Consider the following 14013-nt stretch of genomic DNA (forward strand, 5'->3'; position numbering starts at 1 on the left):
AGCGCGATCTCGTAGGCTTTCGGGCCGAATGCAAGGGCGCCTCTCAAAGCTGTCATCGGTTTCTGCCGAAACGGTGTCCGACCCGGGGCAAAGCGCGGTTTTTCCTGCGGTTTTCTGCCGATGGATATGGCGGGCGTGGCCGCGCGGGCACAGTTCCGCGTGCAGTTGCGGCAGGCGCGGGGCGGCGCGCGCAGGGTGTCAGATGTGGCGTTCGACCCAGTCGGCCCAATGGCCGATATGGCTGTGGGCGCGGTGCAGGTCCGAGTCGCGGCGGATCGCCTCGCAATCGTACTCCGCACGGTAGAGGCGCGGGGCCTCCGGCGCCTCGGCATCGAAGATATGGGTCATGTAATTGTGACAGCCATCCACCACCACGTGGCGCCCGATACGCATCACCAGCAGCGAGGTATTTGCCCGCCGCCCGCCCGCCGTCTGCCGCCCGAACCGGCCAAGCGCGCCTTCGCCCTCGGGCGAGAGGCGGCGGCGGGCAAGCACGGCGGCACTGTCGGAAAAGGCGACCCAGGCGGCGTGGATCCGCCCCTCGTCATAAAGCCGCAGCCAGAAGTCGCGCCGGGGCGGCCACATGTGGCTGTCCTGGGTCAGCGTGACCACGTCGCAGAAGAACTGCATGTCCTCGCGCGTCAGCCACCGCAGCAGGATGTCCAGCCGGTCGGGGCGCATGCCGGTCCAGGCGCCGCCGGGCATCACGCGGGGGTCCTGGTAGTGGCGGATCAGCGTCTCGGCCAGGTGGCTGCGCAGGGCGTCGCCGGGATCGCGATCCGCCCAGGGGGCCAGCAGGGCCTCGATCGCCTCGCAGGCGCCCTCGGTCCGCAGGGTTCCCCTGGCGGGGGCGAGCCAGGCGAAAAGCCGGTCGATGGCGGGCCGCGTGTCAAGCTGCGGTGCAAGCGCGGCCAGCAGGGCGGCGTGGATCGCGTCGCCAATGCCCGTGCCATGCGGGGCGCGCAGGCCCAGGGCAACCAGCGCGGCATGGGGATCGGGGGTGTCGACGATGCGGGAAACGGCGGCGGCGGGGGCGGCCTCGGGATCCAGCAGCTCGGGCAGGGCGGCGAGCAGGCGGCGCCAGCGGCCTCCGATTTCGTCCCGGCGGGTGTCGAGCGCGGCGGCCAGAGTGTGGCAGTGCAGCGCGCCGGGGGCGAAGCTGGCGAGGTAGACGCCCACCATACCGTCGACGAAGCGCCCGGCGGGCTGGGTGCGGATCTGATCGGCGAAGAAGTTGCGCAGCGCCCGGCCCTCGGGCTGGTTGCGCCGCTCGGGGGCATAGAGCGCCATCGCGACCGACAGCGCGCGGGGGATCGAGACATCGGTCCAGTCGTCGCTGACGAGGCGGCCGTTGAATTCGGAAATCGTTTCGTCCAGATCCTCCGGCGGGCTGGCCACGACATCGGGCCAGCGCGACAGGATCTCGGCCACGCCCTTTTCGATCCGGTCGGTGCCGGGCAGGGGGCCGCGGGGCGGGCGGGCCGCGCCGTGGCGGGGGCCGACGGCCAGCAGGCGGGTCAGCCCGGTCATCCCGGCTGATCCGACACGGCCAGGCGCTTGCGGATGATCTCGATCTCTTCGCTGCGGCCCGGGGAATACATGATGAACCGCAGGTCGATGCGGCGGTTGGTGGCGCGGCCCTCGGCATCGTCATTGCCGGCGATGGGGCGGTTCTTGCCGTAGCCTGCGACCGAAATCACCGGCTGGCCGCGATAGTTCTGGTGATCCAGCAGGCCGGGCACCTTGTCGGACATGGCGCCATAGGTCGCCGCGGCGCGTTCGGCCGACAGCCGCAGGTTGGGCAGGTCGTCGCCCACATCGTCGGTATGGCCCTCGATCTGGACCGCCTCGATCACCGCATGGCCGGGGTTGCACGCCTCGTGCCAGTCCTGGCGCCGGCCGGTGGTGTAGCAGGGCAGGACGCTGTCCAGCCGCATGGCGATATCCTCGACGATCTTCTGCTTGTCGGCGGTCAGCGTCCGCGCGCCCGAGGCAAAGAGCCCCTCGCCCTGGAACCGCAGGGCGTCGTTCTCGGCGCTGATCGCGACGGTCAGGTCGGGGAAATCGCTGCGCAGCTTGTCGCGCAGATCTTCGAGGATGCGCAGCCGGGTAGCGGCGACCTCGTCAAGGTAGCGCTCCAGCGGGTTGCGGCGCAGGGCTTCCAGCTCGGCCTCCAGCTCGGCGATGCGGGCTTTCAGATCGGTCTCGCGCTCGGCGGCCTCCAGCAGTTCGGCGCGCAGGGTGGCGATGGTCCCCTCCAGCTCGACGATCCGCGCCTCGGCGCTCTGCAGGTCCGCGCGCGCGCTGTCACGCTCCCCGACGACGACGTCGTATTCGTCGCGCGCGACCACCTCCTGATCCTTGAACCGGCTGGCAAAGAAGGCGAGCAGGATCATCACGATGAAGAGGAAACTGACCGTCATGTCCGTCATCGAGACAAAGACGGATTCCTCTTCCTCCTCGGCGCGGTGCCGGTGACTGGCGGCCAGGGCGCGCATCAGGCACGCCTCGCCACGGGGATGAAGCTTTCGGCCTGGTCGACCACTTCGCGCAGGGTCGAGACACCGGGTTCGAGGATCGAGTGCAGCTCGCGCACATGCTGTTCGGCGGTGGTGAGCGTGGCCTCGACATTCTCGCGGTAGGTCTCGAAGGCGGCGCCGAGCTTCTCGTCGATCTCGTCGAAGCGGTCGCCCTGGCCGCGCAGCATGTTCAGCGTCTCGCGCACGGTGGCCAGCGTCGCCGCGATGCCCTCGCGTTCCGAGCCGAGCGCCACGCGGGCGGTTTCCAGCACCTCGACGGCATTGCGGGCCACATCGGCGCCGCTGCCGCGCACCGCCTCTCCGGTCTGGCGCGTGGCCTCGGTGGCGGCGGCCAGGCTGGCCTCGATCCGCTCATGCGAGCTGCGCACCGGTTCGATGGCGCGGGTCAGGTCGTCGGTGGCGCTGCCGATGGCCAGTCCGGCGCGGTCCACCTGGCCGGCGCTGTCACGCACGCTGCCCGCAATCTCGCGGAAGCCCTCGGCGCTCTGGTCGATCCCGGCCAGGACCTCTTCGATCTGCTTGCCCAGCGATTCCAGGCGGCCGACGATCTCGGTCCCCACGGTTCCGGTCATCGCCTGGCCCATGCGGGCAAGTTCCGCGCTGGTCTCGCCAAAGGTTTCGACCATGCGGCGGCCCGCGTCATGGATGGCGCTTTCGGCATCGCCGGACGCAAGGCTCAGACGCTGCGCCGCGGCTTCGGATCCGGCCTGCGCGGCGCTTTCCATTTCCGAGCGGATCGAGGCGGCGGCGGTGCGCATCTCGCTGGCGGCGATGGCCAGGGCACGGGCGCCCTTGCCGGTGTTCACGCGGATGCCGTCGAGCGTTTCGTTCATGGCCTCCAGCATCCGGTCGGCCCCGGCGGTCATCGTGTTGCTGGCGGTCTCGGCGCTGGTGGACAGCTGGGTCTGCAGCTCCATCATGGCGCGGGTCATCTGGCCGACGGCCTCTTCCATGCCCGCGCCCATGCGGCCCGACTGCAGGGCCAGCTGCTTGACCAGCAGCCCGATGCGGTCGCCCGCCTTGTCGAAACGGTCCCCGGCGCGGCCAAGCGCCTCGGCCACGCTGCCAGAAAGCTGCGAGGACATGCCGTCCACCAGCCCCTCCAGCCCCGAGGTCGACTGCTGGCGGATGGCGCTGGCGACCGGCTCCATCGCGCCGGCGATGGCGGTGGAAATCCGCTCGGGCAATTCATCGCGCAGGGGATTGGCCAGCTGGGTCACCAGCTCGGTGCCGATGCGGCGCATCTCGTCCATCTGGGCGCGGGACTGGGCCAGCTGGCGCACGGCCAGATCTTCGAGGCTGACATAGCTCAGGCGGCGTTCCAGGTCGCGTGACAGGGCACCGGTGGCGGACTGGATGCCATCCATCCAGCGCCGCAGGAAGATCGAGAAGACGATGGAGGATCCCAGCCCGGTCAGCGACATGATGAACTTGGCCGAGGCGACGGTCAGCAGGCTGGTCAGCGCCGCCGTGCCTTCGCCCACCATCGACGATCCCATGTCGTCAAGCGCGGCGATCAGGCCCAGGAAGGTCAGGAACAGCCCGCCCGAGACAAAGAGCGAGGGCATCATGCGGTAGAAGCCGGGGCCGAAGCCCAGGTCCTCGACGTTGAAGATGCTGGCGGGGCGGACCGAGTTGCGCAGCACCTTGGTGCCGTCTTCGTCGGTCTGGATCAGCGTCTCGCGGTATTCGCGCCAGGCCGCGCCGATGGAGCGTTCGGCGGGGTTGCCGTATTTCTCGCGGTCGACCATCTGGCGGTTGATGACGGCGATCTGATCGGCCAGCCCGGCGCCGTCGCCGGCCTCGGACACCAGGTCGTGCAGCATGCTCAGCGCGCGGCGGTTGATGCGGGCGCGATGGTAGAGATGCACCAGCGTTCCGGCCAGCAGGCCGAGGATCGCGACCACGACCAGCCCCGGCACATGTTCGGCCTTGAGCAACCCGGCACCGGCCAGAATGGCGGATCGGACGGCTTCGCCCAGTCCCACGATGATATCCATGCTCTACCTCTTACCTCTGCACCGGCCTTGCCCGGGGGCCCCTCTTGACGGAAGGCGGATCCCGGCGGCCTTTCATCGTTCAACCTGCAAGTGGAAAGTGGCGACAATCGTTCGGAATTTGGAAATTCACTGTCCAAAGCCGGGGCAATTCCCGGCGTAACCCCTTGTATACAGGAGTTTAGGCGGGAAACCGCCGGGCCGCCAAACGGGCAAAATCCTGTTGGCCGCGGGACCGGACAGCAAAAAGGGCGCGGCCGTGTCAGCCGCGCCCTTTTCGGGATGTCTGCCGGTTACGGGCCGGTTACGGGGCCGCGATCAACCTGCGCGCGAGGCGCGCTTGCGCTCGTGCGGGTCCAGGTGCCGCTTGCGCAGGCGGATGGCACTGGGGGTGACCTCGACCAGCTCGTCATCGTTGATATAGGCGATCGCCTCTTCCAGCGAGAGCGTCACCGGCGTGGTCAGGCGCACGGCCTCGTCGGTGCCCGAGGCGCGGACGTTGGTCAGCTTCTTGCCCTTGAGCGGGTTCACTTCCAGGTCGTTCTCGCGCGAATGCTCGCCGATGATCATGCCGGTGTAGACCGGGGCCTGCGCGCCCAGGAACATCTTGCCGCGCTCTTCCAGGTTCCACAGGGCATAGGCCACCGCTTCGCCGTTCTCCATCGAGATCAGTACGCCTGCGCGGCGCCCGTCGATCGGGCCGCGATGCGGGGTCCAGCCGTGGAACACGCGGTTCAGCACGCCGGTGCCGCGGGTGTCGGTCAGGAATTCGCCGTGATAGCCGATCAGCCCGCGCGAGGGCACATGGGCCACGATGCGGGTCTTGCCGGCACCGGCGGGTTTCATTTCGACCAGGTCGCCCTTGCGGGGGCCGGTGATCTTTTCGATCACGGCGCCGGTGTATTCGTCGTCGACGTCGATGGTGACTTCCTCGACCGGCTCCTCGGTGGTGCCGTCATTGTCGCGCATGATCACCTGCGGGCGCGAGATCGACAGTTCGAACCCCTCGCGGCGCATGTTCTCGATCAGGACGCCCATCTGCAGTTCGCCACGGCCCGACACCTCGAAGGCCTCGCCGCCGGGGGTGTCCTTGATCTTGATCGCGACGTTGGTCTCGGCCTCTTTCATCAGGCGCTCGCGGATCACGCGCGACTGGACCTTCTTGCCGTCGCGCCCGGCCAGCGGGCTGTCGTTGATGCCGAAGGTCACGGTGATGGTCGGCGGGTCGATCGGCTGCGCTTCCAGCGGCTCTTCCACCGCCAGGGCGCAGAGCGTGTCGGCCACGGTCGCCTTGGTCATGCCCGCGATGCTGACGATGTCGCCGGCCTGGCCCTCTTCGATATCCTGCTGCATCAGGCCGCGGAAGGCGCGCACCTTGGTGACGCGGAACTGTTCGATTTTCTGGCCGATGCGGCTGATCGCCTGCACCGTCTGGCCGACCTTGATGCGCCCGGTCTCGATCCGCCCGGTCAGGATGCGCCCGACAAAGGGGTCGGCGCCCAAGGTGGTGGCCAGCATGCGGAAGTCGTCGTCCTGCTTCTTCTGCTGCTTGGGCGCGGGCACGTGGTTCACGATCAGCGCGAAGAGCGCGTCGAGGTTCTTGCGCGGTCCGTCCAGTTCCGCATCCGCCCAGCCGGCCCGGCCCGAGGCGTACATATGCGGGAAATCCAGCTGGTCGTCATCGGCGCCGAGGTTGGCGAAAAGGTCGAAACATTCGTCGAGCGCGCGGTCGGGTTCGGCATCCGGCTTGTCGACCTTGTTCAGCACCACGATGGGCCGCAGGCCGAGCGCCAGCGCCTTGGAGGTCACGAATTTGGTCTGAGGCATCGGGCCTTCGGCGGCATCCACCAGCAGCACCACGCCGTCGACCATCGACAGGATCCGCTCCACCTCGCCGCCGAAATCGGCGTGGCCGGGGGTGTCGACGATGTTGATCCGCGTGCCCTTGAATTCGACCGAGGTACATTTGGCCAGGATGGTGATCCCGCGCTCGCGTTCCAGGTCGTTGCTGTCCATTGCCCGTTCGGCCACGGCCTGGTTGGCCCGGAAGGCGCCGGACTGCTTGAGCAGCTCGTCCACAAGCGTGGTCTTGCCGTGGTCGACGTGGGCGATGATAGCAATGTTGCGCAGGTCCATGGGGGCCTCTCTGAAGGGATCGCGGCTCGCCTATACTGCATCCGCAGAAAAGGCCAGAGATAAAGGCGTCCGCGCCTCTACGGCAGCCGGGGCGGCGGGGCAGGTGCCCCGAGCCCCCCGCCGGGATGGCCGGTCGGGCGCTGTCGCCGGGTGCGACCATACCCTGGTTCGGTTGTCTTGCCTATGAGGTCGCCGGAAAGAACCGGGCGGGCTGGCCCCGCACCGGTCGGGATCCCGGCGCGGGAGGTGGTTCGGGGGGGCGGTCTTGGTTTCAGGTGCGTGTCACAGGGCTGCTGGCGGGGTGTCCGAAAGACGCGGGGTTTGCGTTATTCATGGCCGGGTCGCCGGCCTTGGGTTGCGCCGCCTGCGGCGTCGCGGGGGAGGTCGCGCCGGAATTCCACCCGCAAGGGGTGGCCTTCCGGCGCGACGCCTCCGGCGGGGATATTTATGGCCAGAGGAAGCGGGGGGAAGCGCTCAGTTCACCCCGCGTCAAATTCTCTCTCGCAAGGCGAAACCGAATCCTGTAAGAAATAGTTCAACGTTAAACTATCCGCTGCGGAGGAGATGCACCGTCATGGCGACACGCAAGACAGCCAAGGCGCCGAACGTTTCGGCTGACGAGCTCAAGCAATATTACAAGGACATGCTGTTGATCCGCCGCTTCGAGGAGAAGGCCGGGCAGCTTTACGGCATGGGCCTGATCGGTGGCTTCTGCCATCTCTACATCGGCCAGGAGGCCGTTGTGGTCGGGCTGGAGGCCGCGGCCGGAGAAGGCGACAAGCGCGTCACCTCGTACCGCGACCACGGCCATATGCTGGCCTGCGGGATGGAGCCGAACGGCGTGATGGCCGAGCTGACCGGGCGCGAGGGGGGCTACTCCCGGGGCAAGGGCGGCTCGATGCACATGTTCTCGAAGGAGAAGAACTTCTACGGGGGCCACGGCATCGTGGGCGCGCAGGTGCCGATCGGCGCCGGGCTGGCCTTTGCCGACCGGTACCTGGGCAATGACCGCGTGACTTTCGCCTATTTCGGCGACGGGGCCGCAAACCAGGGTCAGGTCTACGAGGCGTTCAACATGTCCGCGCTGTGGAAGCTGCCGGTGATCTTCGTGATCGAGAACAACCAGTACGCCATGGGCACCTCGCAGAAGCGGTCGACCTCGACCGACGAGATCTACACCCGCGGCGCCCCCTTCGGCATTCCCGGCGAGATGGTCGACGGCATGGATGTGCTGGCGGTGAAGGAGGCAGGCGACAAGGCCGTCGCGCATTGCCGCGCGGGCAAGGGGCCGTACATCCTGGAAATCAAGACCTACCGCTATCGCGGCCACTCCATGTCGGACCCGGCGAAATACCGGACCCGCGAGGAGGTGCAGAAGATGCGCGAGGAGAAGGACGCCATCGAGCATGTGCGCGAGCTGCTGGTCTCGGGCGGGCATGCGTCGGAAGATGACCTGAAGGCCATCGACAAGGAGATCAAGGACATCGTGAACAAGTCCGCCGATTTTGCCAAGGAAAGCCCCGAGCCCGCGCTCGAGGAGCTGTGGACCGATATCTACGCCAGCGACATCCCGCAGGGTGCCGCCGTCGAACAAGACGCATAAGGGAGGGGAGCCAATGCCGACCGAAATTCTGATGCCCGCCCTGAGCCCGACGATGGAAGAGGGCACGCTGGCGAAATGGCTGGTGAAGGAGGGGGATACCGTCTCCTCCGGCGATATCCTGGCCGAGATCGAGACCGACAAGGCGACGATGGAATTCGAAGCCGTGGACGAGGGTGTGATCGGCAAGATCCTGGTGAGCGAGGGGACCGAGGGCGTGAAGGTGAACGCCCTGATCGCCGTGCTGCTGGAAGAGGGCGAAAGCGCCGACGACATCGGCGATACCGCCGCTGACGCTGCCCCGGCCGAAGCGCCGGCAAAGGTGCCGGCCGAGGCGAAGGCGCCGGACGCCGCCGAAACGGGGCCGGGGCTGGTGCAGACCAAGGCGCCCGAGCCGGATTGGCCCGAGGGCACCGAATTGAAGTCGCAGACCGTGCGCGAGGCGCTGCGGGACGCGATGGCCGAAGAGATGCGCCGCGACCCGAACGTCTATCTGATGGGCGAGGAGGTGGCCGAGTACCAGGGCGCCTACAAGGTCAGCCAGGGCCTGCTGGATGAATTCGGCGACAAGCGCGTGATCGACACGCCGATCACCGAACATGGCTTTGCCGGGATCGCGGTTGGCGCGGCCTTTGGTGGGCTGCGGCCGATCGTCGAGTTCATGACCTTCAACTTCGCCATGCAAGCCATTGACCATATTATCAACTCTGCTGCCAAGACGCTCTATATGTCGGGCGGGCAGATGGGGGCGCCGATGGTCTTTCGCGGGCCCAACGGCGCTGCCGCCCGGGTGGGCGCGCAGCACAGCCAGGACTATGCCGCGTGGTATTCGATGATCCCCGGCCTGAAGGTGGCGATGCCCTATTCGGCCTCGGACGCCAAGGGCCTGCTGAAAAGCGCGATCCGCGATCCCAACCCGGTGGTCTTCCTCGAAAACGAGATCCTTTACGGGCGCTCGTTCGACGTGCCGGTGCTGGACGATTTCACCGTTCCCTTCGGCAAGGCCCGGATCTGGCGCGAGGGCACGGACGTGACCATCGTCAGCTTTGGCATCGGGATGCAATACGCCCTGCAAGCCGCTGAAAAGCTGGCCGAAGACGGGATCGAGGCCGAGGTGATCGACCTGAGGACCCTGCGGCCGATCGACTATGACACGCTGCTGACCTCGGTCATGAAGACCAACCGCTGCGTGACCGTCGAGGAGGGCTTCCCCGTGGGCTCCATCGGCAACCACCTGTCCGCGACGATCATGGAACGCGCCTTCGACTATCTGGACGCGCCGGTGATCAACTGCGCAGGCAAGGACGTGCCGATGCCCTATGCGGCGAACCTTGAAAAGCTGGCGCTGGTGACCACCGACGAGGTGATCGAGGCGGTCCGCAAAGTGACCTACAGGTAAGGAGCCGAGCGATGCCGACGGAAATCCTGATGCCCGCACTGTCTCCGACGATGGAGGAAGGCACGCTGGCGAAATGGCTGGTCAAGGAGGGCGACACCGTCTCCTCCGGCGACCTGCTGGCCGAGATCGAAACGGACAAGGCGACGATGGAATTCGAAGCCGTGGACGAGGGTGTGATCGGCAAGATCCTGGTGAGCGAGGGGACCGAGGGCGTGAAGGTGAACGCCCCGATCGCCGTGCTGCTGGAAGAGGGCGAAAGCGCCGACGACATTGGCGCGACCTCGGGCGGTGACGCGAAGAGCGCGCCGCAAGCCGATGGAACTGCTGGGCAAACGCCCGCGCCGAAAGGGGCGCAAGCTGCCCCGGCCAAGGACCCGGTTGCACACTCCGACACCAAGGCGCCGCCCGCGCCGAAGGGTGCGGATGGCAAGCGGGTTTTTGCCTCGCCTCTGGCCCGCCGGATTGCGGCGGACAAGGGGATCGACCTGTCCGGGGTCAAGGGGTCGGGCCCGCACGGCCGCATCGTGCGCGCCGACGTGGAAAGCGCCAAGCCCGCCGCGGCCGCCGCTGCGGCCCAGGCGCCGACATCCGACGCCAAGGCCGCGCCCGCTGCCGCTCCGGCCGCCATGGGCACCGGGCCGTCGACGGAAACCGTGCTCAAGATGTACGCGGATCGCGACTATACCGAGGTCAAGCTGGACGGGATGCGCAAGACCATCGCCGCCCGTCTGACCGAGGCCAAGCAGACCATCCCGCATTTCTACCTGCGCCGCGACATCAAGCTCGACGCGCTGCTGGCCTTCCGGGGCAAGCTGAACAAGCAGCTGGAAAGCCGGGGCGTGAAGCTGTCGGTGAACGATTTCATCATCAAGGCCTGTGCCCTGGCCCTGCAATCCGTGCCCAAGGCGAATGCCGTCTGGGCCGGTGACCGGGTGCTGGAACTGACGCCTTCGGATGTCGCGGTGGCCGTGGCCATCGAGGGCGGGCTGTTCACGCCGGTGCTGAAGGATGCCGAGATGAAATCGCTTTCGGCGCTGTCGAAAGAGATGAAGGACCTCGCCACCCGGGCGCGCGACCGCAAGCTTGCGCCGCACGAATACCAGGGCGGCAGCTTTGCCATCTCGAACCTGGGGATGTTCGGGGTCGACAATTTCGATGCGGTGATCAACCCGCCGCACGGGGCGATCCTGGCGGTTGGTTCCGGGGTGAAGAAACCCGTGATCGGCGATGACGGAGAGGTCACGGCGGCGGCGATCATGTCGGTCACGCTGTCGGTGGATCACCGGGTCATCGACGGGGCCCTTGGCGCCGAGCTGCTGAAGGCCATCGTCGACAACCTCGAAAACCCGATGGTGATGCTCGCCTGATCTTGCAACGCCCGGGGTCCCGGCCCCCGCGCCGGGACCCCGCGCAAGACCTGCCGTGTCCCGGCCCCCGCGCCGGGACCCCGCGCAAGACCTTCGGTGTCCCGGCCCCCGCGCCGGGACCTCGCGCCCAGCGGGCATCCCGCTCCCGGCCCGATACGGCCGCCCGGCGCGCCCGGCCCGGTCCCGCGCGCATGCCCGATCCGCCGCCAATCGCTGCGGCATCCTGCACCGGCCCGGTCAAATACGGTAAAAGTGACCAATTGGTCCTTTCATCCCCCGGGGCAAGGGATTAGATATCTGCGGACATTCTGGCCCGGCCGGGGAGGCGGGCCTTACTCAGGGAGTGCAACCCATGCTGAACAACATCGGTCTTCCCGGCCTGCTGCTGATCGCGGTGGTCGTGCTGGTCCTTTTCGGGCGCGGCAAGATCTCGTCGTTGATGGGCGAGGTCGGCAAAGGCATCACCGCCTTCAAACGCGGCGTGAGCGACGGGACCAAGGAACTCGAGGACGCCTCGAAAGAGGATGACCGCGACGTGACCCCCGTGGGCGAGAAAGACAAGGCGTAAGCCGGACGAGGGAAGGGGCCCCGGGCCATGTTCGACCTCGGCTGGACGGAACTGCTGCTGATCGGCATCGTTGCGCTGATCGTGGTGGGGCCAAAAGACCTGCCCGTCCTGTTCCGCAATGCGGGGCGGTTCGTGGGTAAGGCACGTGCGATGGCGCGGGAATTCAGCCGCGCGATGGAAGATGCCGCCGACGAGAGCGGCGTCAAGGATGTCTCGAAATCCCTGCGTGACATCGCGAACCCCAAGAAGCTGGGCCTCGACAAGCTGAAAGAGGCGACCGACTTCAAGAAATGGGAGCCGGGCAGCGCCACCGCCGGGCTGGCCGAGGACCGCGCCGAGGCCGCCAAGAAAATTCATGCAGCCACGGCCGAGCGCGCCGCCAAGCGCAAGGCGGCCGAGGCTGAAGAGGCCGAGCGTGTCGCACGGGAGGCCGCGGCCCCCGCCGAGACACCTGCGGAAACGCCTGCCGAACCGCAAAAGGCCGCCGCCGGAGACAGCACTACATGAGCGAGGCCGACGAGCTGGAAGACAGCTCCGCCCCCCTGATCGAGCATCTTGCCGAACTCAGGACGCGACTGATCCATTCCGTGGTGGCGTTCATCATCGGCATGGTGATCTGTTTCACCGTCTGGAACCCGATCTTCAACTTCCTGACCCAGCCGCTTTGCGACGCCATGTCGGCGCGCGGACAGACCGGCGACTGCGGCCTGATCCTGATCAAGCTGCAGGAAGGGTTCTTTGTCGCGATCTCGATCTCTCTGCTGGGCGGGCTGTGCCTCAGCTTTCCCTATATCGCGCTGCAGATGTGGCGCTTCGTGGCGCCGGGGCTCTACAAATCCGAGAAGGGGGCGTTCCTGCCTTTCCTGATCTCCTCGCCCCTGATGTTCGCGCTTGGCGCGGCCTTCGCCTTTTACGTCGTGACCCCGCTGGCCTTCGACTTCTTCCTGGGCTTCCAGCAACCGGGTTCGGTGCTGGGCGAGGAAGGGATTGAGGGCAGCGGCATCGCCGGCATCGCCTTCCAGGGCTCGGCGCAGGAATACCTGTCGCTGACGATCAAGTTCATCGTGGCCTTCGGCCTCTGCTTTCAGCTGCCGGTGCTGCTGACCCTGATGGGCAAGGCCGGGCTGGTCAGCGCCGAGGGGCTGGGCAATGTGCGCAAATACGCCGTGGTCGGCATCCTGGTGCTCGCCGCTCTGGTGACGCCGCCCGACGTGATCACCCAGGTGATCCTCTTCACCGTGGTCTACGGGCTTTACGAGATCTCGATCTTCCTGGTCCGCCGGGTCGAGCGCAAGCGCGACGAGCGGCTGCGCGAGGAAGGCTATTTCGACGAGGATGAGGACGAGGCCGCCGAGGACGAGGCCGAGGATCCCCTGATGGCCGAATTCGATGCCGACGAGGATACGGACACGGACAAGAAGGACCCATGACCGACCCGCTGGACCGCATAGCCGCCGCGCTGGAACGCATGTCGCCCGCGCCGCTGGACGCGCCGGATTTCTCGACCGCCGATGCCTTTGTCTGGCATGTCGACCCCGAGAGGCTGGAGCCGGTGGCCAAGGTCTCGCGCGTGGCGCTGCAGCTGCTGGTGGGCATCGACCGTTCCCGCGACACGCTGCTGGCCAATACGCTGCAGTTCGCCCGGGGGCTGCCCGCGAACAATGCCCTGCTCTGGGGCTCGCGCGGGATGGGCAAGTCGAGCCTGGTCAAGGCGATCCATGCCGAGGTGATCCGCCAGGGCCATCCGCTCAAGATCGTCGAGCTGCAGCGCGAGGATCTGCCAAGCGTCTCGCGCCTGATGCATCTGCTGGGCGGGTCGGACGAACGCTTCCTGCTGTTCTGCGATGACCTGTCGTTCAGCCATGACGACGAGCATTACAAGTCGCTCAAGGCCGTGCTGGATGGCGGCATCGCCGGGCGGCCCGAAAATGTGCTGTTCTACGCCACCTCGAACCGCCGCCACCTGATGCCCCGCGACATGATCGAGAACGAGCGCTCATCGGCGATCAACCCGGGCGAGGCGGTGGAGGAAAAGGTGTCCCTGTCGGACCGTTTCGGGCTGTGGCTGGGCTTCCACCCCTGCGATCAGGACGAATATCTGCGGATGATCGCGGGCTATTGCGCGGCCTATGGCGTTTCGGTCCCCGAGGACCGGCTGCGGGCCGAGGCGATCGAATGGCAGGCCACGCGCGGCTCCCGCTCGGGGCGGGTGGCGTGGCAGTTCTTCACCGACCTCGCGGGCCGGGAAGGGGTGGCGCTTTAGGGCGCTCTTGGGGGGGCTGTGGCAGGCCCCCGCATCGCACGACAGACACAGCGATCCGGCCCGTCGGGGCCGAGCCGTCGAGCCGCGGAGTCCAAGCGCGAAGCGAAGCGATCGCTTGCAGCGGCACGGCGCGCGGCACGGAC

General features: G+C 67.3%; 11 protein-coding genes. 7 read left to right on the forward strand and 4 right to left on the reverse strand.

What is annotated here, in order from left to right:
- Positions 1 to 198: 198 nt before the first annotated feature.
- The 4 genes from GLS40_RS04435 to typA form a co-directional block, all read right to left on the reverse strand.
- Positions 199 to 1530: an EH signature domain-containing protein gene (locus tag GLS40_RS04435; protein WP_160381529.1), complete on the reverse strand. Its 1332-nt coding sequence runs from the start codon at positions 1528 to 1530 to the stop codon at positions 199 to 201.
- Complete coding sequence (locus GLS40_RS04440) at positions 1527 to 2498, reverse strand: OmpA family protein (protein WP_160381530.1); 972 nt, start codon at positions 2496 to 2498, stop codon at positions 1527 to 1529. The genes GLS40_RS04435 and GLS40_RS04440 overlap by 4 nt, the downstream gene beginning before the upstream one ends.
- Positions 2498 to 4540, reverse strand: a complete 2043-nt coding sequence (locus GLS40_RS04445; RefSeq protein ID WP_160381531.1) for a hypothetical protein — start codon at positions 4538 to 4540, stop codon at positions 2498 to 2500. Before GLS40_RS04445 ends, GLS40_RS04440 begins: the two co-directional genes overlap by 1 nt.
- A 315-nt stretch (positions 4541 to 4855) precedes the next feature.
- The gene (gene typA, locus GLS40_RS04450) at positions 4856 to 6673 is read right to left on the reverse strand and encodes a translational GTPase TypA (RefSeq protein ID WP_160381532.1); all 1818 of its coding nucleotides are present in this window, start codon (positions 6671 to 6673) and stop codon (positions 4856 to 4858) included.
- A 574-nt stretch (positions 6674 to 7247) separates the two neighbouring features.
- On the opposite strand from typA, the gene pdhA reads away from it, so the two are divergent.
- The 7 genes from pdhA to GLS40_RS04485 all read left to right on the forward strand — a co-directional run bounded on the left by pdhA (position 7248) and on the right by GLS40_RS04485 (position 13870).
- Positions 7248 to 8276 (forward strand): pyruvate dehydrogenase (acetyl-transferring) E1 component subunit alpha, encoded by a 1029-nt coding sequence (gene pdhA, locus GLS40_RS04455; protein WP_160381533.1) that lies wholly within the window; start codon positions 7248 to 7250, stop codon positions 8274 to 8276.
- Between the two features lie 13 nt (positions 8277 to 8289).
- The gene (locus GLS40_RS04460) at positions 8290 to 9672 is read left to right on the forward strand and encodes a pyruvate dehydrogenase complex E1 component subunit beta (protein ID WP_160381534.1); all 1383 of its coding nucleotides are present in this window, start codon (positions 8290 to 8292) and stop codon (positions 9670 to 9672) included.
- An 11-nt stretch (positions 9673 to 9683) separates the two neighbouring features.
- Entirely contained in the window at positions 9684 to 11039 is a 1356-nt protein-coding gene (locus GLS40_RS04465) for a pyruvate dehydrogenase complex dihydrolipoamide acetyltransferase (protein ID WP_160381535.1), read from the forward strand.
- A 352-nt stretch (positions 11040 to 11391) separates the two neighbouring features.
- On the forward strand, positions 11392 to 11607 hold the full coding sequence (locus GLS40_RS04470) for a twin-arginine translocase TatA/TatE family subunit (RefSeq protein ID WP_160381536.1): 216 nt from the start codon (positions 11392 to 11394) through the stop codon (positions 11605 to 11607).
- 27 nt (positions 11608 to 11634) lie between these two features.
- The gene (tatB, locus tag GLS40_RS04475; RefSeq protein WP_160381537.1) at positions 11635 to 12114 is read left to right on the forward strand and encodes a Sec-independent protein translocase protein TatB; all 480 of its coding nucleotides are present in this window, start codon (positions 11635 to 11637) and stop codon (positions 12112 to 12114) included.
- Entirely contained in the window at positions 12111 to 13037 is a 927-nt protein-coding gene (gene tatC, locus GLS40_RS04480; RefSeq protein WP_160381538.1) for a twin-arginine translocase subunit TatC, read from the forward strand. The genes tatB and tatC overlap by 4 nt, the downstream gene beginning before the upstream one ends.
- A complete protein-coding gene (locus tag GLS40_RS04485) occupies positions 13034 to 13870 on the forward strand; it encodes an ATP-binding protein (RefSeq protein WP_160381539.1) in 837 nt (278 codons plus the stop codon). The genes tatC and GLS40_RS04485 overlap by 4 nt, the downstream gene beginning before the upstream one ends.
- Positions 13871 to 14013: the final 143 nt, after the last annotated feature.

Origin of the sequence: Pseudooceanicola pacificus, from assembly GCF_009789075.1 — a bacterium.
Classification (GTDB): domain Bacteria; phylum Pseudomonadota; class Alphaproteobacteria; order Rhodobacterales; family Rhodobacteraceae; genus Pseudooceanicola; species Pseudooceanicola pacificus.